At 52.0% G+C, this 21,984-nt stretch carries 24 protein-coding genes and 1 pseudogene; 9 read left to right on the top strand and 16 right to left on the bottom strand.

What is annotated here, in order from left to right; genetic code table 11:
- Positions 1 to 7: 7 nt before the first annotated feature.
- Positions 8 to 1,630 carry an NAD+ synthase gene (locus C7W93_RS01620; protein ID WP_108438449.1) on the bottom strand — a complete coding sequence of 541 codons (1,623 nt, stop codon included), beginning with the start codon at positions 1,628 to 1,630 and terminating at the stop codon, positions 8 to 10.
- Between the two features lie 436 nt (positions 1,631 to 2,066).
- Between C7W93_RS01620 and C7W93_RS01615 the strand changes: the two genes are divergently transcribed.
- Together C7W93_RS01615 and C7W93_RS01610 are read left to right on the top strand one after the other, a co-directional pair.
- Positions 2,067 to 3,296 (top strand): GNAT family N-acetyltransferase, encoded by a 1,230-nt coding sequence (locus C7W93_RS01615; protein ID WP_225869721.1) that lies wholly within the window; start codon positions 2,067 to 2,069, stop codon positions 3,294 to 3,296.
- 1 nt (position 3,297) lies between these two features.
- On the top strand, positions 3,298 to 4,179 hold the full coding sequence (locus C7W93_RS01610; RefSeq protein ID WP_108438448.1) for an EamA family transporter: 882 nt from the start codon (positions 3,298 to 3,300) through the stop codon (positions 4,177 to 4,179).
- 105 nt (positions 4,180 to 4,284) lie between these two features.
- On the opposite strand, the gene ppa is transcribed toward C7W93_RS01610, so the two are convergent.
- Positions 4,285 to 4,827: an inorganic diphosphatase gene (gene ppa, locus C7W93_RS01605; RefSeq protein WP_108438447.1), complete on the bottom strand. Its 543-nt coding sequence runs from the start codon at positions 4,825 to 4,827 to the stop codon at positions 4,285 to 4,287.
- A gap of 218 nt (positions 4,828 to 5,045) precedes the next feature.
- Entirely contained in the window at positions 5,046 to 5,816 is a 771-nt protein-coding gene (locus C7W93_RS01600; protein WP_108438446.1) for an alpha/beta fold hydrolase, read from the bottom strand.
- Between the two features lie 377 nt (positions 5,817 to 6,193).
- Here C7W93_RS01600 and C7W93_RS01595 point away from each other — a divergent pair, with 377 nt between their 5' ends.
- The 5 genes from C7W93_RS01595 to cydX are packed head-to-tail and all read left to right on the top strand — an operon-like array spanning position 6,194 to position 10,072.
- Complete coding sequence (locus C7W93_RS01595; protein ID WP_225869840.1) at positions 6,194 to 6,796, top strand: GbsR/MarR family transcriptional regulator; 603 nt, start codon at positions 6,194 to 6,196, stop codon at positions 6,794 to 6,796.
- 2 nt (positions 6,797 to 6,798) lie between these two features.
- Positions 6,799 to 7,107: a cytochrome oxidase putative small subunit CydP gene (cydP, locus tag C7W93_RS01590; RefSeq protein ID WP_201747141.1), complete on the top strand. Its 309-nt coding sequence runs from the start codon at positions 6,799 to 6,801 to the stop codon at positions 7,105 to 7,107.
- A complete protein-coding gene (locus C7W93_RS01585) occupies positions 7,094 to 8,701 on the top strand; it encodes a cytochrome ubiquinol oxidase subunit I (RefSeq protein ID WP_108438445.1) in 1,608 nt (535 codons plus the stop codon). The genes cydP and C7W93_RS01585 overlap by 14 nt, the downstream gene beginning before the upstream one ends.
- A gap of 11 nt (positions 8,702 to 8,712) precedes the next feature.
- On the top strand, positions 8,713 to 9,855 hold the full coding sequence (cydB, locus tag C7W93_RS01580) for a cytochrome d ubiquinol oxidase subunit II (RefSeq protein ID WP_108438444.1): 1,143 nt from the start codon (positions 8,713 to 8,715) through the stop codon (positions 9,853 to 9,855).
- A gap of 46 nt (positions 9,856 to 9,901) precedes the next feature.
- Complete coding sequence (gene cydX, locus C7W93_RS01575) at positions 9,902 to 10,072, top strand: cytochrome bd-I oxidase subunit CydX (protein ID WP_108438443.1); 171 nt, start codon at positions 9,902 to 9,904, stop codon at positions 10,070 to 10,072.
- Positions 10,073 to 10,201: 129 nt separating this feature from the next.
- Here the strand turns inward: cydX and C7W93_RS01570 are convergent, their stop codons facing one another.
- The 13 genes from C7W93_RS01570 to mdcA all read right to left on the bottom strand — a co-directional run bounded on the left by C7W93_RS01570 (position 10,202) and on the right by mdcA (position 21,187).
- Positions 10,202 to 10,609: a RidA family protein gene (locus tag C7W93_RS01570; protein ID WP_108438442.1), complete on the bottom strand. Its 408-nt coding sequence runs from the start codon at positions 10,607 to 10,609 to the stop codon at positions 10,202 to 10,204.
- Positions 10,609 to 11,580, bottom strand: coding sequence for a threo-3-hydroxy-L-aspartate ammonia-lyase (locus C7W93_RS01565; protein WP_108438441.1), 972 nt, complete (start codon positions 11,578 to 11,580; stop codon positions 10,609 to 10,611). The genes C7W93_RS01570 and C7W93_RS01565 overlap by 1 nt, the downstream gene beginning before the upstream one ends.
- On the bottom strand, positions 11,577 to 12,221 hold the full coding sequence (locus tag C7W93_RS01560; RefSeq protein ID WP_108440417.1) for a transcriptional regulator: 645 nt from the start codon (positions 12,219 to 12,221) through the stop codon (positions 11,577 to 11,579). The genes C7W93_RS01565 and C7W93_RS01560 overlap by 4 nt, the downstream gene beginning before the upstream one ends.
- 319 nt (positions 12,222 to 12,540) lie before the next feature.
- Positions 12,541 to 13,356 (bottom strand): hypothetical protein, encoded by an 816-nt coding sequence (locus C7W93_RS01555; RefSeq protein WP_108438440.1) that lies wholly within the window; start codon positions 13,354 to 13,356, stop codon positions 12,541 to 12,543.
- 198 nt (positions 13,357 to 13,554) lie between these two features.
- Positions 13,555 to 14,475 carry a malonate decarboxylase subunit epsilon gene (mdcH, locus tag C7W93_RS01550; RefSeq protein ID WP_108438439.1) on the bottom strand — a complete coding sequence of 307 codons (921 nt, stop codon included), beginning with the start codon at positions 14,473 to 14,475 and terminating at the stop codon, positions 13,555 to 13,557.
- Positions 14,472 to 15,167 carry a malonate decarboxylase holo-ACP synthase gene (locus C7W93_RS01545; RefSeq protein ID WP_108438438.1) on the bottom strand — a complete coding sequence of 232 codons (696 nt, stop codon included), beginning with the start codon at positions 15,165 to 15,167 and terminating at the stop codon, positions 14,472 to 14,474. The genes mdcH and C7W93_RS01545 overlap by 4 nt, the downstream gene beginning before the upstream one ends.
- A gap of 118 nt (positions 15,168 to 15,285) precedes the next feature.
- On the bottom strand, positions 15,286 to 16,050 hold the full coding sequence (gene madM, locus C7W93_RS01540; protein ID WP_108438437.1) for a malonate transporter subunit MadM: 765 nt from the start codon (positions 16,048 to 16,050) through the stop codon (positions 15,286 to 15,288).
- A 12-nt stretch (positions 16,051 to 16,062) separates the two neighbouring features.
- Entirely contained in the window at positions 16,063 to 16,461 is a 399-nt protein-coding gene (gene madL / locus C7W93_RS01535; RefSeq protein ID WP_108438436.1) for a malonate transporter subunit MadL, read from the bottom strand.
- A gap of 113 nt (positions 16,462 to 16,574) precedes the next feature.
- Entirely contained in the window at positions 16,575 to 17,399 is an 825-nt protein-coding gene (gene mdcE, locus C7W93_RS01530; protein ID WP_370446436.1) for a biotin-independent malonate decarboxylase subunit gamma, read from the bottom strand.
- 8 nt (positions 17,400 to 17,407) lie between these two features.
- A complete protein-coding gene (locus tag C7W93_RS01525; RefSeq protein WP_108438434.1) occupies positions 17,408 to 18,259 on the bottom strand; it encodes a biotin-independent malonate decarboxylase subunit beta in 852 nt (283 codons plus the stop codon).
- A 24-nt stretch (positions 18,260 to 18,283) separates the two neighbouring features.
- On the bottom strand, positions 18,284 to 18,595 hold the full coding sequence (locus tag C7W93_RS01520) for a malonate decarboxylase subunit delta (protein WP_108438433.1): 312 nt from the start codon (positions 18,593 to 18,595) through the stop codon (positions 18,284 to 18,286).
- Positions 18,596 to 18,626: 31 nt separating this feature from the next.
- Entirely contained in the window at positions 18,627 to 19,514 is an 888-nt protein-coding gene (locus tag C7W93_RS01515) for a triphosphoribosyl-dephospho-CoA synthase (protein WP_108438432.1), read from the bottom strand.
- Positions 19,514 to 21,187 (bottom strand): malonate decarboxylase subunit alpha, encoded by a 1,674-nt coding sequence (gene mdcA / locus C7W93_RS01510; RefSeq protein ID WP_108438431.1) that lies wholly within the window; start codon positions 21,185 to 21,187, stop codon positions 19,514 to 19,516. The genes C7W93_RS01515 and mdcA overlap by 1 nt, the downstream gene beginning before the upstream one ends.
- A gap of 171 nt (positions 21,188 to 21,358) precedes the next feature.
- Here mdcA and C7W93_RS01505 point away from each other — a divergent pair, with 171 nt between their 5' ends.
- Both C7W93_RS01505 and C7W93_RS25395 read left to right on the top strand, forming a co-directional pair.
- On the top strand, positions 21,359 to 21,637 hold the full coding sequence (locus C7W93_RS01505; protein ID WP_201747140.1) for a type II toxin-antitoxin system RelB/DinJ family antitoxin: 279 nt from the start codon (positions 21,359 to 21,361) through the stop codon (positions 21,635 to 21,637).
- Positions 21,609 to 21,937 (top strand): annotated as a pseudogene (locus C7W93_RS25395) (type II toxin-antitoxin system YafQ family toxin). Before C7W93_RS01505 ends, C7W93_RS25395 begins: the two are co-directional and overlap by 29 nt.
- Positions 21,938 to 21,984: the final 47 nt, after the last annotated feature.

Here is a 21,984-nt window from a genome sequence, read left to right as displayed (position 1 = left end):
ACTTTAGTTACTCTCTAAACTTTGAGGTAATCGGATAACGCCAATCACGACCAAACGCCCGATGCGTCACGCGACAACCAACTGGTGCCTGACGCCGTTTGTATTCGTTGATCTTGATCAGCCGCGTGATGCGCTGAACATCTTCGCTGCGATAACCGGCGGCTTCGATCTCGGCGATACTTTGATTCTCTTCCATATACATTTGCATAATGGCGTCCAACACATCGTAGGGCGGCAGCGAATCCTGATCGGTCTGGTCCCGTCGCAGTTCGGCGGAGGGCGGGCGCGTTAAGATTCGCGTCGGAATCACCTCCCCAAGTGTATTGCGATAAGCACACAATCGGTACACCAATGTTTTGGCGATGTCTTTAATCACCGCAAAACCACCCGCCATATCGCCATACAACGTGCAATACCCCACCGCCATTTCACTCTTGTTGCCGGTGGTCAGCACAATTGCACCAAATTTGTTCGACAGCGCCATCAGCAGCGTCCCACGGATACGCGCCTGAATGTTTTCTTCCGTGGTGTCTTCGGCCACGCCTTCAAATTCCTTTGCCAGCGTCGACTTGAAAGCGCTAAAGCAATCGTTGATAGAAATTTCATCATAGCGCACGCCTAGCCGTTTCACCATATCGCGTGAGTCAACCCACGAAATTTCGGCAGTATAAGGAGATGGCATCATGATGCAGCGTACTTTGTCAGCCCCCAGCGCATCAACCGCAATTGCCAATACCAGCGCAGAATCGACGCCGCCAGACAAACCAAGCAGCACGCTAGGGAAACCATTCTTACCAATATAGTCGCGTACGCCCAATACCAAAGCCTGATAAACCTGCGCCTCTACTGACAGCGTTGGTGTAATGCAGGAAGATGCGCTGGCAAGCGGCAATGCGCCATCAAACTCAACAATCTGCAAATCTTCCTGCGCATGTTTCAGTTGCGCCGTCACGTCGCCCTGCTGATCCATCACGAAAGAATTGCCATCAAAAATCAATTCGTCCTGCCCGCCAACCAAATTGGCATACACAAGCGACAAACCCTGCGTGGTGACGTTACTGCGCATAACGTCGTAACGCAGATGCTGCTTGTTCATGTGGAACGGCGAACCGTTTGGTACTAGCAACACCTGAGCGCCAGCAGCGCGGGCGCGGGCCGGAGCATGCGGGTTCCAGGTATCTTCACAAATATTCAGTCCGAACCGCACACCTTTGACTTCAAAAACAAAAGGCGTATCAGCAGAAGAAAAATAACGTTTTTCGTCAAAGACGGCGACGTTCGGCAAAGCGTATTTCCGATAAGTGCCCAACAATGCACCATTAACGATCACGGATGCAGCGTTAAACCGTTCGCCATCTTGCAAAACGGGATGGCCGACGACGACGTAGACATCGTGCAAGTCAGCCAGTTCGGCGGTCAGCGCGATTAACGTTTCGGCACTTTTATCGTAGAAGGCCTGACGCAGCAATAAGTCCTCGGGCGGATAACCGACTAACGACAACTCCGGCGTCAGAACAATATCGGCACCTTGTTGCGCAGCTCGGCGAGCAAATTCAGCGATTCTGGCGCGGTTACCGGAGAGGTCTCCGACGGTACTGTTGATTTGGGCAATGGCGACTTTAACTGTCATAACAATAAATAAGCGTGAAGGTGAATGTCAATATGCATCAGGCACATGATGCGCACTGCAAGAGATTGCGCAGCATTTCTAGCGTCCAATTATCGCATGGGTATCGCATGTCTTCTCTGAGAAATCAGCTAAACGCCTATGAGATTGCGATATCAGCGTCAGATCCGCGTCGCCCGACGACGCAAACATTTTTGGATAGACCTGCATGCTCACCAAAACAATCCTTAATTCGGTTAATTAATGTATAAAACAGCAATCTTTCACCATTCCTCCTACCTTTATCCAAACCAAGCGTGAAAGATGGAATGAAAAAGCAGAAAAGCTTACCGTCGTCAGATTGCATATTGTTATGCGCGACTAAAAATATTTTCTCAGCGAGTGCTAAACTCAGCCCCTTGTACCAACACTTCTGGCATCTTTCATTGCATTGACCAAGTTGAAAAAGCACACACCTCCAACCACATCGCACATCACGACACGCATCGTTTCTTCCTTGAGTGAGATCGGCCAGCAAGCCTGGGATGATCTGCTGGCGTGCCAGAGCAAGGCGGACGCCAATCCTTTTTTGTCGTTCGCGTTTCTGGACGCGTTGCATGAAACCGGCTGCGCATCCGAAAAATCCGGCTGGCAACCACAATATGTAACTCTCTGGGATGACAATCCCGCGACTAATTCCGAGACTGCCGATGCGGCCTCCCCCGCGCCGCAATTGCTGGCAGCGCTGCCGTTATATGTGAAATACCACTCTTACGGCGAGTACGTATTCGACTGGGCCTGGGCCGATGCTTATCAGCGCAGCGGTCTGGAATATTATCCAAAACTGTTATCAGCGATCCCTTTTACGCCAGTCACTGGCGGACGTTTGCTGGCACGCGACGCTGCTTCCGGCGCAATGTTGATGGAAATATTGAAGACCTTGCGCGTAGATACGCAAACCTCTTCCACGCATATTTTGTATCCCCCGGCAGAGCAGGCGGCAGCATTAAAACAAGCCGGATTTTTATTGCGTAGCGGCGTTCAGTTTCACTGGCTGAATCCGGGCTATCCCAACTTTGATGCATTTCTCGATACGCTGGAGCGCAAGAAACGTAAAAATATCCGTGCCGAACGCCGCAAAGTAGCCGATGCAGGCGTGTCCTTCAGGCACGTTCGGGGCGTTGATGCCAGCGACGCCGACTGGGTATTTTTTAACCGTTGCTACCGCCATACCTACGCCGCTCACCATTCCACGCCGTATCTGAATCTGGCTTTCTTTCAGCGTATAGCTGCCACGATGCCGCAAAATATCCTGCTCATTGTCGCCGAGCGCGATGGCCGCCCGATTGCATCCTCACTGCTAATTCATACCGAGACCACTTTATATGGCCGCTATTGGGGCGCGATAGAAGAAGTCCCCTGCCTGCATTTTGAGACCGCCTATTACCAGCCGCTGGAATTTTGCATCGCGCAAAAGATCGCCTGTTTTGAAGGCGGTGCGCAAGGTGAGCACAAAATGGCGCGCGGCTTTCTGCCCCAAAAAACCTGGTCCGCACACTGGCTGGCGCACCCGGACTTTTTCAACGCCGTCGCCAACTTCGTGCATCGTGAAACCGACGGCATCGCGGCGTACATGGATGAACTGAACGACCGTAACCCATTCAAGGCCGACGCCTTACCGGAACAGTAATATGCAACCTAGCGACTTCCTTTTAGCATTGCTGACGGTCACCATCTGGGGGTTCAACTTTGTTGTCGTGAAGATCGGGCTGCAGGATTTACCGCCGTTATTATTTTCTACGTTGCGCTTTATTTTCGCAGCGATTCCGCTGATATTTTTTATCAAACGTCCGGCAATACCGTGGCGTCTGCTCATCGGTTTTGGCTTATTCCAATTCGCATTGCAATTCGGCTTCTTGTTTTCCGGGATGAAACTCGGCTTTCCAGCCGGTCTGGCCTCGTTAGTCATCCAGTTGCAGGCGTTCTTCACCATCGGCTTAGCCGTATTGATCTTGAACGAACGCCCCCGCGCCGCGCAGTTATGCGGAGCACTGATTGCCCTCGCAGGAATAATATTAGTCGCCGTCAATGTAGAGGGCACCGCCACCCTTTTAGGATTGCTGCTGATCATCGCTGCCAGCCTAAGCTGGGCCAGCGCCAATATCGTCATTAAAGCCATCGGCAAAGTAAATCCGTTGGCGCTGGTAGTCTGGGGGTCGCTAATTGCCGCCCCGCCGCTATTGCTCGCCTCATTAGCGCTGGAAGGTCCGGCCGCGTGGACCGCCGCCGCCGCACATTTCAGTTGGCAATCCGCCGGTGCGATACTGTTCCAATCCTATCCAAATACCATCTTGGGCTATGGCATCTGGTCTTTCCTGATGCGCAAATACCCAACCGCCACCATTGCGCCGTTCCCTTTGCTGGTCCCGGTCGTCGGTATGCTAAGCGCAGCGTTTGTATTGAACGAGCCTTTGCCATGGTGGAAAATAATGGCAGGTATCCTGGTCCTGTGTGGCCTCGCACTCAATCAGTTTGGTGGCAGATTGATGCTGCTCATTAAACCAGCCAAATAAACACTGCCGGAACAACCAATCAACATTAGCCGCACCAAAAACCGCACCATTCCGTAAACAAAAAAAGCGCACCGAAGTGCGCTTTTCAACAATCATCACAACAGATTACTTGGCTTCCAACGTTTTTTGGTAAGCAGCAACGCCAGACAATATCTCTGCACGTGCATCATCAGGACCGCCCCAACCATCAATCTTGACCCATTTACCTTTTTCCAAATCTTTGTAATGCTCAAAGAAATGCTGAATCTGGTTCAAACGCAATTCGTTCATGTCTTCCGGCTTTTGCCAATGCGTGTAAATGCTCAACACTTTATCCACTGGCACTGCTAGCAACTTAGCGTCCTGACCTGCCTCATCCGACATTTTTAATACGCCGATTGGGCGGCAACGCACCACAACACCAGGGAACAACGGAAACGGTGTAATCACCAATACATCGACCGGATCACCATCATCGGACAAGGTTTGCGGAATATACCCGTAATTACAAGGGTAATGCATCGCAGTGCCCATGAAACGATCAACAAAAATCGCGCCGGATTCTTTATCGACTTCATACTTGATCGGATCGGCATTCATAGGGATCTCGATGATCACATTGAAATCGTTGGGCAAATCGCGCCCGGAAGATACGTCATTCAAGCTCATGGTGTGCTCTCGTCTAAAAAGAAATGGTAAGAAAATTCGTTTGCGCGAAATTATAACGGGTCTGGGCTGCATCATGCACTGCAACATTTAAAGAAAAGCAGATAAAAATTGTTCAATAATTACCGCTTTCATTCTTCGCAACACCCGTGCAACACTCTCATCGGACCGTTGTTGCGTTTTGAAACAGCCCTACCGTCACAAGCATGCTCCTCAGCAACTTATTGACTAGCCAAAAAAACAACTGTCGCCTGCAAGACCACTTCCAGTTGATCGCGATGCGGCGAATGCCCACAATTTTCAATCTCAAGCCGTTGTGTATAAGGCGTGTTGGCAACGATCAGGTCGACTTGGGCCATACTAAAATATTCATCCTGAACACCTTGGATAGCCAGAACTGGCATCTTAATACCTGCAAGGCATTCTTCAATATTCCAGTCACGAAAAGACGACGAAAGCCAGACGTCATGCCAAGACCAAAAAACGTGCTCAACATCCTGATGATGGCGCTTAAGCTTCTTCGCCAGATCCGTTGTCTCGTAGGCCTGCCGCGCAACCCCTATGCCATCGAGTGCTTTTTGCTCAACATTAACGTGCGGCGCTTCTAATATAAGGCTGGCGACGCGCTCCGGAAACAACGCACCCGCCAGAATCGCCATCGTCGCACCATCGCTATGTCCAAACAAATGTGCTTTGGGGACAGAAAAAGCATCCATGACCTGCGGCACTAACGCCGCCTCCTGCGCAAGATAGTCAGAAGAGCGCGGCCCGGCAGGTCGACCAGAACCGCCGTGCCCCTGCCGTGACCACGCAATCACCTCATGGCCGGTCCGTTGCGCAAGCGCCGCCGGGAAATCGCGCCAGATCGATACCGATCCGAGCGCTTCGTGTATCAACATAATAGGCGGTTTGGCCGTTTGCGCGCCAGCCCAGCGCTGGTATTCCAAACGAATACTGTCAACCACAATAAAACCGCACGCGTCCATAAACATCCCTTTTTCTGAATGCGCACAGCATAGCGCGGCAGCGGCAGATTGCGAAGAACTGCCCTGCTTAATATCAAATTGCGTCTAAAAAAACACGACGAGGCTAAATACATCCGTAATAAATATTTTTAACAACAAAACTTCCCGCATCCATATAAGCAGAAAAATCAGCTATTTCGCCCATTTACACTTTTAGATCATAGGAAGTAATCGCCCCAATTGATCTTGCAAATATTCCTGATTTATCATACATTTCAGTAATTACTGAAAATTCAAAACATTATCATTCTATTTATATGCCTTCTACACCCTCCGATCACAGCGCCAATCCGCTCACGCCCCTCACTCCTCTGACCTCCCGCTTCATTTCCCACTTCGGGGAAATGGGCAGCCGTTGGGGTATTAATCGGACAGTGGGACAGATTTATGCGTTGTTATATGTTCTTGGGCAACCACTGAATGCGGATCAAATTGCCGAGTATCTGGCGTTTTCGCGTTCAAATGTCAGCATGGGATTGAAAGAATTGCAATCCTGGCGACTGGTGAAATTACTGCACCAACCGGGTGATCGGCGTGAATATTTTGAACCTCCTAAAGATATATGGGATATCTTTAAGGCCTTATTAGAAGAACGTCGCCGTCGAGAAATCGAACCAACGCTGTCGATGTTGCGCGACGCACTACTAGAAAATCCATCCTCAGTCGCCGATAAACAGGCGCAACAGCGGATGCGCGAGATGTATGACTTGATCGAATTATCCAGTTCCTGGTTCGATGATGTGCAACGCCTATCACCAGAAACGCTGGCGTCTTTAATGAAGATGGGATCAAAAGTTGGCAAGTTGCTGGATGTGCGGGATAAATTTCGTATTTCGCCACTCGGTAAAAAAAACAAGCCTGACAACAACAAAGCTAAGACGACAAACAGCGCAGCCAACCCAGAACAGGCAATCAACCATCCTCCTGACGTGCAACCGAAGGAATAAAGATGCTCTCCCTTACCGCATCAAAACGCTGGCCACGCTTACCGTTGGCACTAGAAATCACGATAATTATCATCGTCAAACTGGCGTTGCTGTTCGTGCTATGGAAACTATTTTTCTCAGAACCGCAGACAAAAAAAATGCGCATGCCGACCGATTTGGTCGAGCAGCACTTTCTCACCAACCGAGCAGGTGCCGCGCCTGCTGCGCCTCTAATCAACCCAGCGACGGTCACCACCTCAACGACACCGTCAGCGACTACCGATTTACCTCCACCCTCTCTCACTCCCGAGGCGCCTCATGATTCCCATTGATGAAGTTGTCAATTTATCGCGGTTGCAGTTTGCTGCCACCGCGATGTTCCACTTTCTGTTTGTCCCCCTCACCCTCGGCCTGGCCTGGTTACTTGTCATTATGGAGTCGGTCTATGTCATGACCGGCAGTCAGGTCTATAAAGACATGACGCGCTTCTGGGGCAAGCTGTTCGGTATCAACTTTGCGATGGGTATCGCCACCGGCATCACGCTCGAATTCCAGTTTGGGACTAACTGGTCCTACTACTCCCACTATGTCGGCGATATTTTCGGCACGCCGCTGGCGCTTGAAGGGATGATGGCGTTCTTCCTCGAATCAACATTTGTAGGCCTGTTTTTCTTTGGATGGGATCGTCTTTCAAAAGTCCAGCATTTGTTCATCACGTTTCTAGTCGCGCTGGGCTCAAGCTTATCGGCGCTATGGATTTTGATTGCCAACGGCTGGATGAATAATCCTGTTGGCGCAGAATTCAATTACGAGACGATGCGCATGGAGCTGACCAGCATCGTCGATGTCATCCTCAATCCGGTTGCCCAAGTCAAGTTCGTCCATACGCTCTCTGCTGGGTATGTTTGCGGCTCGATGTTCGTGCTGGGAATTTCTTCCTACTATTTGCTAAAAGGCCGCGATACCGCGTTCGCTCTGCGATCGTTTGCGATTGCCGCCGGGTTCGGCTTGGCGTCCACCCTATCCGTCATTGTCCTCGGCGATGAATCAGGTTATACCGCCGGTGAAGTCAACAAAGTCAAAATGGCGGCGATGGAAGCCGAATGGCATACCGAGCCAGCACCAGCCGGCATCACGGTATTTGGCTGGCCGAATGAGAAGGAGCAACGCACCGATTACGCCGTCAAGATTCCGTATGTACTGGGTTTGATCGGTACGCGTTCGGTCGACAAACAAATCACCGGCATCAGTGAGCTAAAAAGAGATCACGAAGTCCGTATTCGTAACGGGATGCTAGCCTACGCAGCGTTAAATCGCCTTAAATCCGGCGATAAATCACCGGAAGCCGTAGCCGCTTTCGATGCGCTTAAGGATGATTTAGGTTTTGGCTTGCTACTGAAAAAATATACTCCGGCAGTAGTCGATGCTACGCCAGAACAAATTCATATGGCGGTACAGGATACCTTCCCAAAAATCGCGCCGATGTTCTGGTCGTTCCGGTTGATGGTCGGGCTTGGCATTCTGTTTCTGTTTATTTTCTCGACATCGTTCTATTTCCTGATCCGCAAAAAATTGGCAGAACAACGCTGGTTATTGCGTCTGGCGATGTACAGCATTCCGTTGCCTTGGGTCGCCATCGAACTCGGCTGGATATTGGCTGAATATGGCCGTCAGCCGTGGACGATTTCCGGGATACTGCCAACGCATTTATCGGCATCCACCTTGCAGCCGTCGCATCTCTACTTCAGTCTGATTGGCTTGCTGTTCTTCTACAGTTTCCTGTTCGTGATCGAAATGATCCTGATGGTGAAATACGCCCGCCTCGGTCCGAGTAGCTTGCATACCGGCAAATATCATTGGGAACGGCTAGAAAAGAAACTAAAAGGCAAGTCCAACAATAGCCCTGACATCACCCCGGCTGCCTGAGGAGAAATACCATGATCTTCGACTATGAAACATTAAAAATAATCTGGTGGGGCTTTGTTGGCGTGCTGTTAATCGGTTTCGCACTAACTGGCGGCTTTGATTTCGGCGTCGCGATCACGCTGCCATTTATTGGCAAAACCGATACTGAACGCCGCGTCGTCATCAACTCCATCGGCAGCACGTGGGAAGGCAATCAAACCTGGTTCATCACCGCTGGCGGCGCACTGTTCGCGGTGTGGCCATTAGTCTACGGCGCGGCATTTTCCGGCTTTTATGTCGCCTTGATGTTATTGCTGTTTTCATTATTCTTCCGACCTGTAGGCTTCGACTATCGCAGCAAAGTTGCCGATCCACGTTGGCGCAATTTCTGGGACTGGGGCCTGTTCGCCGGTGGTCTGGTACCCGCATTGATTTTCGGCGTCGCCTTTGGCAATCTATTATTAGGCGTACCGTTTCATTACGATGACACCATGCGGGTGGAGTATATCGGCGGTCTTTTCGGACTTCTTAATCCCTTCGGCCTGCTATCCGGCGCGCTCAGCATCGCCATGTTAGTCATGCACGGCGCTAGTTTTCTGCAAGTTAAAACAGAAGATGTCATCGCGTTACGTGCCCGCAAAGTTGCCATCGTGGCGGCAGTGGTCACGGCGACATTGTTTATCATCGGAGGATTCTGGATCGCCTTCGGAATTGATGGTTATCGCATCACAGCTATGCCAGACGCAAACACCGCCTTCATGCCGTTAGCCAAAACAGTCGTCACCGCAAGCGGCGCGTGGATGGACAACTATGCACGCTGGCCCGCAACCTGGGCCTTCCCAGTGATTACCGTGTTGGCGGCATTGCTCTGCGTCGTGTTTAGTCTGGCACATAAAGCATTACCAGCATTTTTAGCCAGCGGCACCGCAGTCACGGGGATCGTTCTGACTGCTGGCGCTGCGATGTTCCCTTTCGTGATGCCCTCTTCGCTTGACCTCAAGAGCAGTTTAACGGTCTGGGATGCCGTCTCCAGCGAGAAAACGCTAGGCATTATGTTTTGGGTAGTCGTGATCATGCTGCCGATCATCATCCTCTACACAAGTTGGGTCTATAAAATCATGCGGGGCAAAGTAACCCGCAAGGATATCCACGACAACGAGCATACTGCTTATTAACATTTCTGAATCCTGTTTAAAAAGCAGGATTTAAAAGGAGAAAATTATGTGGTACTTTGCATGGATTTTAGGCATTGGACTGGCGCTGGCTTTCGGCATCATTAACGTGATGTGGCTTGAGTCCAACTATGCTTTTGGCAGCCGTGACGAAGAAACGACACGCAAACGTTTTGAGGACGCTGCCGATGAAGAAGAAAACAGACCGCGCAAGAAATAGACGACATCTGCAATAAAAAATGCCAACCGTTTCAGGTTGGCATTTTTATTATGTCGCATCAAAACGTCAAAATGCATATCGCTTATCTAAAAACGCTCATCATAATTAGTGATTTGCAAAAGCAATTTATTACAACTTGTGCAGTGGACCAGTACTTGCGACAGCTTCGATTTCCAACGCCAATCCGTAATGCAATATTGGCACTGGAACAACGCAGCGTGCGGGACGATGCTCTCCCAACCACGTGGCATAGAGTTGATTAAAATACGGCCATTGTTCGATATCGACCAGATACACGCGCACTTGCACCAAATTTTCCCGCGTACAACCGCTAGCGTGCAGCACTTGATCCAGATTATCAAACACCTGCCGAACTTGAGCCTCAAATGGCGCGCCCGTAAGCTTTTCGCCTTGTGGCGTAATCGGCAGTTGTCCCGACACGAAAATAAGATCACCCACGTTAACCCGGACCGCATGACTGTAATGTCCCGCTGGCGCTCTCAATTCCTCAGGATTACTTAAACTCGCATCAAACATTAAGCCGCTCCTTGAATCAACGCTGCAAAACGCAGCAAATCGACGTTACCGCCAGAAATCACCACCCCGACCTTTTTACCTTTCAGGTCGTACTGTTTGCCGAAAGCCGCAGCAGCAGCCAGACATCCGGTCGGTTCCACGACCATCTTCATGCGGCCAGCGAAAAATTTCATCGTTTCAACCAGTTCGCTGTCACTGACCGTCAGAATATCGTCCACTAGTTTTTGCAATACAGGAAAAGTATATTGGCCCAGGTGCTGAGTTTGCGCGCCATCTGCAATCGTGGCCGGCGTATCAATATGGACGATCTTTCCTTCACGGAAACTGCGTTGACCATCGTTACCCGCCTCTGGCTCGACACCGATTACGGTACAGCCCGGACTCATCACTTTTGCGGCCGTCGAACACCCTGACAACAAACCTCCTCCACCCAGCGGCACGAACAAAAAGTCCAGCTCGCCAACTTCCTCGATCAACTCTTTCACACACGTACCTTGCCCGGCCATGATGTGCGGATGATCGTAGGGCGGAATCAGCGTCAGGCTACGCTCGTCCGCCAACTGCCGTCCAATTGCTTCGCGGTCTTCCGTATATCGGTCATAAAGCACTACCTCGGCACCATAACCACGTGTTGCAGCGACCTTGATAGCAGGCGCGTCCGTCGGCATCACAATCACCGCTTTTACATCGAGCAATTGCGCAGACAGTGCAATCCCCTGCGCATGATTGCCTGACGAAAATGCCACAACGCCATGCGCACGTTGTTCTGGCGTGAACTGAGAAATAGCGTTGTAAGCGCCACGAAATTTAAACGCCCCGGCGCGTTGAAAATTTTCACATTTGAAGAAAATTTGCGCACCGCTCAGATCATTTGCAGTGGTCGAGGTAAGCACCGGCGTCCGATGTGCAGCACCGGCAATACGCGCGTGCGCCTGAACAATATCGTCGAAAGAAATGGGCAGACTACTCATAATTTGGCTCCTTCATCAGGCAAATAGGTGTACACAGTAGAGCGCGCAACGCCAAGAATTTCAGCCACGGCGGATTGCGCATTTTTCAGATCCATCAATCCGGCCTGCGCCAATTGACGGACCGCTTCTCGCCGCTGCGCCGGACTAAGCGCACGTGGCGTGGAATTCAACCCGCTAGCGAAACTTTCCAGCATCGTCCGCAGCGTATTTAATCGATGTGAAACCAGCGATTCCCGAATCTCGGTCGGCGATGCTTGCGTTTGCGCCAATTGATTCAGACTAGCCGTCACGGAAGTCAGCATTGCAATATCAACGTTTAGACAGATAGCGGCAACGTAATCGCCCTGACTATTTTTCAAACCAATAGACGTACTTTTAGCCGGACGCCCGTCTGGAAACCGATTGGCGTAGTTCTGCAAAACCTCAGGAAAGGATGGATCAGCCATCCGCGCCAGACCGATTTCAGTAGCCGGATCACCAACACTGCGCCCAGATAAATTATTGGAAATGGCAATCACGGTATGGGCCGATTGCGTCAGATCATGCAATACAACCTCCACCAAGGGGGCAAGAGTTTTCCCCAGCGCATCGACAATCTTTGCGCCTTCTCTGAGTAATAATTGGTTTTCGGTGAGTTTCATGAGCGACATTTTGTCATATTCCGACTATTTGTCAAGTTGCAACCGAATTATGTCCGGCAGGTGCAGATCGCCCCATTTGCCATCAGCGCTCTGCATCGATATCACCGGTTTGTTGGAATGACCACGCTTCGATCAACAGCATATAAAAACATCAATGCGCAAACTTTCTTGCCTGCATGCTAAGCAAAAATGCGAAGGACGGTCTGGATGGGTGAATCTTTAGCAGCTACATGGGTGCAAAGACCGGTGATGGAAAGATAGTATTAAGACCAACAAGACCAACTCTTGGCCGAAACGGGACACCTTTTACAACATTGCCTTATTCGCCGCTCCGCGCCTCTGAAAGCGCAATGGTCAAGTTCTGCACCTTCTTCTTCAACTGATTACGCTCTTCCGTCAATTCGGCGACGGCTAACGTCAAACGGTAAATTTCCAGTTGATCAGGCGAGGCGTCGCTGGGCGGCGCATCCACTTCGACCTTAGGTTTTGGCGGCAGTCGCGCCTCACGCACCTGTCTTGCCGCCTGGCGTAGTTCTTTCTTGCCGCCCGCAACGGCTGCGATCTGTTCCTCGCTAGGCAAGGAAGCCACGGCAACCGCCGCATTAATCGAAATGACGCCTGATTTCACGGCGCTGACCAACTCTGGCGCGGCCGTTTTCTGGATTTTTTCGATTTGCCCCAAAGTCGCGCTGCTCACGCGGGCAGCACGCGCCACCGTTTCGCGCGTCCACGGCGGTTCTCCCTCGGACTGCGCGGATGGATCAGCGCTAGCCGGTTCTGCGGAGGATTGCTGCGATTGAGTCTGTGCGACGCGTGCCGATACGATCTCTTTCTTGCGTAATGCCAGCACTCCGCGTTGAAAATCCGATACGCTACGCCGCCCCAGATGATTATCGATCATCCAAAGATGCACATCTTCGATGGATTTGAACGTACTGTTCTGCATCGTATTAAAAGAAATTTCGTGCTTTTGGCAGATGCTATAGCGGTTGTGTCCATCCACCAGAATGTCGCCCCACAGTACCAACGCGTCGCGGCAGCCTTCCGACAACAAACTACGTTCCAGCGCAGCGAATTCATCTTCGCTCAATGGATCGATATAGGCACGGAGGTCTTCGTTAATATTAAGGGTCATGGCTTAGAGAAAATAAAATGATAGCGCGGTAGTGTACGCAACGCCGCCATTTTAAGCCACATGCCGTTTCTGACCGAATTGCTTCTATTTAAATTACCGCTGACCAAATATTTCAGACACAAACGATTTACGACAAACAGCCGCGACTGTGTATGAACCGGCTAAAAACGCGGCCACCTGAGTACCGTCTCAGCCATTTCATTCCCGTGCAATCAACGCCAACAACGTATCAATCCGATTCCCATCGCAAGCGATCGCCAACCCCTCTGCAAATATCGGCGCAGTCAGATGTGTCAATACGTTCCCGCTTGGCATCTCAATCGCCAGCCGTGCGCCACGCTCCCAGGCTAGTCTGGCGGTGTCTGACCAATGCACTTGTTTTGCCATATTCTGCGCCAGATCGTTGGCAATCTGGACCGGATCGAACATTGCCCGTGCAGCGCTGGCGCTAAGATAGGTTATCCGAGGCCGTTCGATTTTCACCATAGAAAAGGCTGTCTGCATCTCCACTGCCGCCGCATCAAACAACTCACAATGCGACGGTACATTCACGGCAAGTTTAGTCGTTTTAGTTGCACCGGATGCCAACGCCAGCGTCATCACCGCTTGCATCGCCGACTCTCCACCGGATATCACGATTTGGCGTGGCCCATTCAAATTAGCCATATACACCGGCGTCGCATCGGAGTGAATTTTTGCAATAAGCGGCGCTAATTGATAACGGTCCAGCCCACTGATCGCCGCCATTCCGTAGCCATGCGGATAAGCGCTCTCCATCAACTGTCCGCGCCGCTGCACCAACTTCACCGCATCGGCATAGTCCAATACGCCAGCCATCACGGCTGCCGGATACGCGCCTATCGACAAACCGGCCACCATGTCTGGCGCTGCATGTTGGGCAACAAAAACACGTGCCATGGCAACCCCGGCTACCAGCAGGCAAAGCTGCACCGCGTAAGTAGAATTTAACGCTGAGTCAGTGTCAAGAAGTAAAGGATCGCTGCCGAGGATGGCGCTGGTTTCATCCAGCGTGCGTTGAACTTCGGGGTCTTGCGGCAACGTATGCAGCATATGGGGCCGTTGCGCACCCTGACCGGGGAAAGTAAATAAAACGCTCATGATGCACTGCCAGCGGCAGGCCGGTGATTATCCTCATAGGCCCATGGATCTGCGGTCAGAAAGGGGCCAATACCCGTCTTTAGTAACACAGTTTTGCGTCCGCTGATCCACTCAGCAAAAGCAAAGCCACCATAACCTGTATCGATTTGCAGATCGATGCGGCACGCTGACGATGCGCACACGCTTTGCAGTAGTTCGCATTGCGGGGTGCAAAATGGTGCGTTCGTCCTGATCACTAAATCGAGATCACTGTCTTCACGCAAGACCGGCAATCCACTTGCCAGCGCAAAACCAACACTGCCGGTCGGCCCCCAATCCAGACCAAGCGCATTCATAGCCGCAGCCATATTCGCAAGCGCTTCGACCGCGGGAAAAATTTTATACTGGGAATGAATATTCCACGCTTCAGTGCGCACCAACAATTCTGGCGAAATATGTTTAGTGACCGCCTCGGCAGACAGCAATGCCTTGAAGCGTTCACTCCGCGTTTTGCCGCGTAATCCGACCGGAAGCCATGCAACATTTTCCACCGTCTCGCGGCGAATGACCACCGGCGCGCGTTCTAGCCACTCGGCGCTGACCCACGCTGGAAAAGGCTGCTCTGCGACAAGGGCATCCAGACCCGAAATCCATAACAGATCATGGGCACGTGGAACCGACTTACTATCGTCGTGAGCAGAATTTTTTAGCATCGGAAGAAGTGTTCAATCAGTGCACTTAACAAGCAATAAGCAACAAGTAACATTTAACAGGTAACATTTAACAGGCAAAAAGGAGACCGAAGCAAGCCTCTGATCTCCCTTCACTACCCTACCTCATCAGCGCTTTCGTCGCAAAAAATAACACCGACGGTCCAAGCAAACAGCCAATCCCGGTATGGAATGTCGCCACCAGCGCACCGTAAGGCACCAACCGCCGATCCGTTGCGGCCAACCCAGCAGAAACACCGCTTACCGTCCCCGCCAAACCACCAAACACCATCGCTGATCGTGGCGTTTTCAGGCCTAGAAAACGTGCTGCAATCGGTGTACCCACCATCACCATAATCGCCTTCAACAAACCGGTCGCAATACTCAACGCCATCACATCCGAACTTGCGCCTATCGCTGCGCCGGTCACCGGACCAACGATGTACGTCACAGCCCCGGCGCCAATAGTCGTCATGCTGACCGCGTCGGAATAGCCAAAAGCATACGCAACGCTGGCACCGACAATAAACGGCACGATCGTTCCTAACAGCAACGCAACAACGCCGATCAATCCGGCCTTACGGGCCTCGCTGGCCTGCACTTCAAACGCGGTAGCCACAATCGCAAAATCCCGTAACATCGCACCGCCCATCAGTCCGATGCCGCCGAACAGAGAAATATCGGCCAATCCTTTTTCGCCACCGCTATGAATACCGCCCCAGTAAGCCAGTCCCAAGCCGATCAAGATTGCAAACGCCGATCCGTGCACTCGCCCAAACGTCAGATAGCGCGACAAATAACCGGAGACAAAAATAATAATACCGACCACCGCAAAAGCGGCTACCAAGCCATTTTGCAGCGCGGCTTTTTCAAATATTTCTAACATGATGTCTCCTGGTTAAGCTGATGGCGTTGCTTCGACTGCGAAAGGATCTTCAGTCGTCGCAGGTTCAAACCGATTGATCAACGCGATACAGCAAGCGCATAACGCAACCGCCCCAAACGCCGCCAGCAAAGCGACCGGCCCACCCCGCAATGCCGCCACCACATTCTGTTGCGCCGCCATCGCCACCACTACCGGGATATACATTGCCGCCCAAAATCCCACTCCTGCTTCGGTAGGTTTCGGCAACAAGCCACGCGGTTGCATATACAGTCGCGCAAAAATAAGCAGCAGCATCGCAATACCGACGCCGCCAACGTTCGTTTTAACGCCAATCAAATGACCCAGCAAATCACCCAGAAAAATTCCGAGCAAATGGCAGATAGCCAGTAAAGCGGTTCCATAGATAATCATGTTTGTCTCCTTCAATGACTTCAGTGTTGATCTGAATCGGTTTTAGCTTTTGCGCTAAATGTTATTTTTTGAAATATTGATACACCAAATTAAACGCGAGCTTGTTACGCCGGTTACGCTTCATCCTTCCACTGCGCCCGCAACATCTCACGCACTTTCGCCGAGGCCTGCCGATTCTCTGCGCCCAATCGACTGCTTAAATCCCGCAACGGATCTACTTCAATATTCTTTAGGGCGGCCTGTAAACTCTGCCGTACCGTCGCCACCTCGATTGCCGAAGGCTTATCCGGCTGTTCCAGCGTCAAGCATTTCCACAACAATCCTAGCGAGGCGTAACTATTAATGTCATAAGCCATCGGCGGAATTTTTGCAGCAAACGCCTCCAACGCCTCGACCGAACGTAATGTAATCCGTGCTGCCGAAGCCTTACCCATCGCGTGCACCATTACCTCAGGATCATCAATCGCAATCAACCGATTAGCCTGATAACCATGCGCCAAAAATGCCCCAGACATCGCTTTGCCAACGATCAGACCAATCACGGCATGACCAGCCAATCGCGCACTGGCGTAAGCCCCAGCAGCAGCAGCCAACGCCAGATGGATGCCGTAACCTTCTTCACGTCGTCCATAAGCCTGACTAGCAACATCGATCACCGCGACGATAGGCGTTTTGTTGTCGCTGTATTGATCCGCATCAATCACCTCTTGCACGGCGCGCGCCAACTGCCAGCCCTCGACCAACCCAACCTCGCCATTGCGTGCACGTGGAAAGCGATTTTCCGGATCGGGAACAACGGCGATATACCGCGTGCGCCGCCCTGCCAAATCCGCATCCGCCACCAATACTGAAGCCACATAACCTGCCTGCAAAGCCGCGTTATCGGTCAATTGTGTCAACCAGACTGCACCGCGACTCTGCGTCGATGTCGCGTCTATCACTGCGCTCATAATGAAAGCCCTTTCTGATAAATGCTGCGCACCATTTCCGGTGTCGCCTGCACACTGGCATCAACCGCATCCAGACATGCCAGGAAAGCCTGCGACTGTTCGCTGCGATGTTTAGTCGGTACGCCACGCACGATCAACTCCCGCAGCGTTGTGCGCATCAATGCGCTATCGTCCTCAATGCAAGCATCGGCCAGACCTGTTTGAAAGCGTTGTTCACCGCCAGTAAAACTCCAGATAAACGGTCTATCGCGAGAATCGTATTCGGCGATACCGGCTTCCTGTTCGATCACCGCCGGGCCATTCAATCCGACTCTGGCCTCTCGCGTCACCACCAGGTAACTGCATAGCGCAGCGGCAATGGACATTCCGCCAAAACATCCCACCGTGCCTGCCGAAATTCCTACCACTGGCTGATAACGGCGCAAATCAACAATCGCAGAATGAATATCGGCAATCGCGGCCAAGCCCAGATTGGCCTCCTGCAAACGCACGCCGCCGGTTTCAAACAGAATCGTCGCGCCAGTCGGAATACCGTTGCGATTATCTTCAGCCGCCAGTTCCAGCGCGCCAGCAATCTTCGCGCCGCCGACTTCGCCAAGGCTGCCGCCCTGAAATGCACCCTCAATCGCCAATACTAGATAAGGCTGCCCATCAAAGCTTCCCTTGGCCACCACCACGCCATCATCCGATTGCGTGACCACGCCTTGCATCGCCAGCCAAGGTGAGCGCATCCGGTCAAACGGACCGATAAGTTCGCGCATCGAACCGGGGTCCAGCAGCGCCTGTGCCCGGCTACGCGCCGTCATTTCAATAAAACTCTCGCGCTTGAGTAATTGTTCAGTATTCATCGGGGCCTCTGCTTTATATCAATTTCATGTCAGTTTGAGTTCTTCAAATGCCTGCTCAATCCGCAAGCGCACCACGCCGGGCGTTGCGCCAAAATCGTTAATCTCAACCTGCATGGCGGGCAACAATGCGGCAGTAAAAATGCGGCGCAATAATGCTTCCCATACGCTCGCCATCCCATCCACCGACGTATTGACCTGTATTGTCGTCAAGCCAGCTTTCAGCGGTGCACTCTGCGGCTCAACCAATACTTCCAGATCGCCAGAACCGACTACGCCAGCTAGAACGCGTCCTATTGCTGGATTACCCGCAGCAAATTCATAAGAAATTTTTTCCATCAGTTGTCCCTCTTTTTTTCTGCCAGATGCATCATGAAAATTCGGTTTCCAGTTGATCCAGAAATAAGGTCGCCGCCAACAAATCCGCTGCACCGCCCGGCGAAACATGGCGCGCCAACAAATCGTCTTCCAACTTTTGCAGCGCAATTTTTCCTTGTGCGGCAGCAACGCCACCCAACGCCAACACTTGCTGCGCACCGCCTTGCACCGCATCTAGTGCGTCAACGCCGCCACGCGACAACACGCAGGTATCGTCCAACTCCGCGATGATGGCAAGCAACGCGTTCAGGCGTGCCACGTTTTCACTATCACCCCGCGCACGGCTACGTTTTAAGCATGGCAATGCCATATTCAACACGTGCGGAAAGCCCGCTTGCGCCTGTGCCCGCGCACCGCCGACGCCATAAGTCTGGCAAGCGCGCTCGCCTTTATTACCCGTCATTTCTGGAGAAAATTGATCATGCAAACGCGCCAGCAGTGCCGCTCGGTTAGTCACCGCGCTAGCCTTGACCGAACCGGCATTCTGCGCCACTGCCGTCACCAACAAACCGAGCGCCCAGATAGCTCCGCGATGGGTATTGACGCCGCCGGTTGCAGCCATCATTGCAGCTTCACCTTCACGCCCAATCCGCCCGATTTCTTCACGCAATTGCTGAGGCGCTGAAATAGTCTGCCCCGCCAGCGCCATCGCAACAAAAGTCGGGCGTAAAACCCAAGCCGAATGGCACATCAAAAGCCAACTCAAATCATCGTGGGCACCACGGCTGCGCATATCGACAAGACCCGGCTTCGGCGTCAGCGTGACCTCATCAATCAACGCCGCCACCACCATCTGCGCCAGACGTTCGGCAAACGCTGTTGCGGTCTGATCAACGACAACCGGTCTCTGCAAGCAAGCAACATCAGCGACCGCAATCATTACCAGCTCCTGAATTTTGCCGGTGGCTCATATAAGCCATCGGACCACGTCACCAGATCGGCCACACTTTTCGCCGCCAGCAGCGAACGCGTGGCTTCATTGCGATTCACGCCCATATCCTCAGGCAGCGCAATCAAACCATCCTTGCGCAATTTTGCAGTCGTCGCCGGATCGTGATGCATGCCAATCGGCGTCACACCCGCCACCGCCGCCACCATCGCCTTGCGTTCTTCCAGCGAGCGCGCTTTGTACAAATAGGCAATACCTTCTTCGGTCAGCACGTGCGTCACGTCGTCGCCATAAATCATGATCGGCGCAATCGGCATCCCGGATTCTTTACCTACCGCAACCGCATCCAACGTTTCGACTATCGTCGGCTGACCGCCGCCCTGAAAAGTCTCCACCATCTGCACCACCAATTTTTTACCACGCGCCAACGGATCGTCGGTTTCAATCAAATCTAGCCATGCAGGGCTAGGATGGCGACGACCGCCCGGATCATGGCCCATGTTCGGTGCGCCACCAAAGCCGGTTAAACGCCCGCGCGTCACGGTGGAAGAATTACCCAGCCCATCCATTTGCAAGGTCGAGCCAATAAACAGATCAACCGCGTATTGACCGGCAAGCTGACATAAAGCACGATTAGACCGCATCGATCCGTCCTTGCCAGTGAAAAATACGTCCGGACGCGCAGCGACATAATTTTCCATGCCAAGCTCACCACCGAAGCAATGCACGCTTTCCACCCAACCGGACTCAATCGCAGGGATCAACGTCGGATGCGGATTGAGGGTCCAGTTTTTACAAATTTTGCCTTTTAAGCCCAGTTTTTCGCCATAAGTCGGCAAAATCAATTCGATGGCGGCAGTATTAAAGCCGATGCCATGATTCAGCGATTGCACCTGATGACGCTCATACACGCCCCGGATCGCCATCATCGCCATCAGCACGTGCACTGGCTTGATCAGACGCGGGTCTCTGGTAAACAATGGTTCCAGAAAGAAAGGTTTGTCAGCTTGCACCACAAAATCGATCCACGAACCGGGAATATCCACACGCGGCAAATCGGCAGGATCATCGACAATTTCATTGACTTGCGCGATCACGATACCGTCACGGAAGGCTGCCGCCTCGACCAATGCGGGGGTATCTTCCGTGCTAGACCCGGTATAAAGATTACCCTGCCGATCCGCCTTAAAACCGGCCACCAACACCACATTTGGCGTCAAATCAACGTACAACCGCGCATACAACTCAACATAGGTATGAATCGCACCGACTTCCAATACCCCGTCTTGCAACAGCTGGGAGATTCGTAAGCTTTGCGCACCCGCAAAGGCGAAATCAAGCTTACGGGCAATACCGCGCTCGAATAGATCAAGATGTTCTGGCAGACTGACGCTGGGCATGATCAGATGCAGATTGTTCACTTTAGCCGGATCAATCTGCACTAAAGAACGCGCCAGAAAATCGGCCTGCTTCTGATTATTCCCCTCCAGCACGACCCTATCGCCGGACGAAATCAGCATTTGCAACGCGGGGAGTATATCGGCGGTGCGCAACACCGGACCATCGGCCAAATGCGCGACTGCTGCCAGACGGCGGTTCTTCTCGGTACGGCGCTTGCTCCACTGCGGATTAAGTGGGCGCGTCAGCTGTTTTTGGGCTTGCATCTCTACTCCGGCGTTCAGTCATCGTGGTAAATACATTAGAAGGAAGTGGATGACACTTCAATCAACCTTTATGTTGATTTATTACTTTTAAGGTAATGATCTTCAGAATTCAGTCAATTTGTGACGGAGAAAGCTGAGATACAATGTATCGCAACTATCCAAGGAGGCCCTATGGCTACCACCACAATGGTCCACGTCCGCGTGGATGAACAAATTAAGGCGCAAGCCACCGAGACACTCGCAGCAATGGGGTTGTCAATCTCTGATGCCGTACGCGTATTTTTAATACGTGTCGTTGCTGAACAGAAAATGCCGTTCGCGCTGGAAGTCCCTAACGTGGAAACGCGTGCAGCCATGACTAAAGCAAACGAGATAGCTCAAGCGCGGCGTACCCGCTTTAATACCGCCACCGAATTATTTGATGACATTGAAAAGAACAACCGCAAGTAAGCGCGCTCCACTGCCGCGTGCAGCGGACTACGCAAAGTCGTTTTTGAAAGATTGGGAACGGTTATCACGGTCTGGGCGGTATGACATGTATCGGATCAAAGAGGCAATGCTCTGCTGATCGCCAACGATGCCCAATTCGGGCCTGAGTGGCTAGATCATCCATTGGGCGGTGAATGGGACGGGCATCGAGAATGCCATATTGGTGGCGACTTTTTGCTGGCCTACAAGATTGATGACAGCACAAAAAATGGTTTAATCGTGTTTGTGCGCGCAGGCACACATGCCGATCTTTTCGCGTAAAGTCGAGCATAACTATCGTTCCTTCGTCATCGCTCAATCAACATTTC

This window comes from Glaciimonas sp. PCH181, assembly GCF_003056055.1.
Classification (GTDB): Bacteria; Pseudomonadota; Gammaproteobacteria; order Burkholderiales; family Burkholderiaceae_D; genus Glaciimonas.
Note: the sequence above shows the minus strand (reverse complement) of the source record. Positions and strands in the feature narration are given on the sequence as shown.

Excerpts from the sequence above, each read along its gene's own strand:
- C7W93_RS01520 (WP_108438433.1), bottom strand. The coding sequence starts at position 18,595 with ATGGAAAAAATTTCTTATGAATTTGCTGCGGGTAATCCAGCAATAGGA.
- cydP (WP_201747141.1), top strand. The coding sequence starts at position 6,799 with ATGCTCTCCCTTACCGCATCAAAACGCTGGCCACGCTTACCGTTGGCA.
- mdcH (WP_108438439.1), bottom strand. The coding sequence starts at position 14,475 with ATGAGCGTTTTATTTACTTTCCCCGGTCAGGGTGCGCAACGGCCCCAT.
- C7W93_RS01560 (WP_108440417.1), bottom strand. The coding sequence starts at position 12,221 with ATGAAACTCACCGAAAACCAATTATTACTCAGAGAAGGCGCAAAGATT.
- C7W93_RS01585 (WP_108438445.1), top strand. The coding sequence starts at position 7,094 with ATGATTCCCATTGATGAAGTTGTCAATTTATCGCGGTTGCAGTTTGCT.
- madL (WP_108438436.1), bottom strand. The coding sequence starts at position 16,461 with ATGATTATCTATGGAACCGCTTTACTGGCTATCTGCCATTTGCTCGGA.
- mdcA (WP_108438431.1), bottom strand. The coding sequence starts at position 21,187 with ATGCAAGCCCAAAAACAGCTGACGCGCCCACTTAATCCGCAGTGGAGC.
- C7W93_RS01525 (WP_108438434.1), bottom strand. The coding sequence starts at position 18,259 with ATGAATACTGAACAATTACTCAAGCGCGAGAGTTTTATTGAAATGACG.
- C7W93_RS01570 (WP_108438442.1), bottom strand. The coding sequence starts at position 10,609 with ATGTTTGATGCGAGTTTAAGTAATCCTGAGGAATTGAGAGCGCCAGCG.
- C7W93_RS01505 (WP_201747140.1), top strand. The coding sequence starts at position 21,359 with ATGGCTACCACCACAATGGTCCACGTCCGCGTGGATGAACAAATTAAG.
- madM (WP_108438437.1), bottom strand. The coding sequence starts at position 16,050 with ATGTTAGAAATATTTGAAAAAGCCGCGCTGCAAAATGGCTTGGTAGCC.
- C7W93_RS01545 (WP_108438438.1), bottom strand. The coding sequence starts at position 15,167 with ATGCTAAAAAATTCTGCTCACGACGATAGTAAGTCGGTTCCACGTGCC.
- C7W93_RS01555 (WP_108438440.1), bottom strand. The coding sequence starts at position 13,356 with ATGACCCTTAATATTAACGAAGACCTCCGTGCCTATATCGATCCATTG.
- cydX (WP_108438443.1), top strand. The coding sequence starts at position 9,902 with ATGTGGTACTTTGCATGGATTTTAGGCATTGGACTGGCGCTGGCTTTC.
- C7W93_RS01610 (WP_108438448.1), top strand. The coding sequence starts at position 3,298 with ATGCAACCTAGCGACTTCCTTTTAGCATTGCTGACGGTCACCATCTGG.
- C7W93_RS01600 (WP_108438446.1), bottom strand. The coding sequence starts at position 5,816 with ATGTTTATGGACGCGTGCGGTTTTATTGTGGTTGACAGTATTCGTTTG.
- C7W93_RS01620 (WP_108438449.1), bottom strand. The coding sequence starts at position 1,630 with ATGACAGTTAAAGTCGCCATTGCCCAAATCAACAGTACCGTCGGAGAC.
- C7W93_RS01515 (WP_108438432.1), bottom strand. The coding sequence starts at position 19,514 with ATGATTGCGGTCGCTGATGTTGCTTGCTTGCAGAGACCGGTTGTCGTT.
- ppa (WP_108438447.1), bottom strand. The coding sequence starts at position 4,827 with ATGAGCTTGAATGACGTATCTTCCGGGCGCGATTTGCCCAACGATTTC.
- C7W93_RS01565 (WP_108438441.1), bottom strand. The coding sequence starts at position 11,580 with ATGAGTAGTCTGCCCATTTCTTTCGACGATATTGTTCAGGCGCACGCG.
- cydB (WP_108438444.1), top strand. The coding sequence starts at position 8,713 with ATGATCTTCGACTATGAAACATTAAAAATAATCTGGTGGGGCTTTGTT.
- C7W93_RS01595 (WP_225869840.1), top strand. The coding sequence starts at position 6,194 with ATGGGCAGCCGTTGGGGTATTAATCGGACAGTGGGACAGATTTATGCG.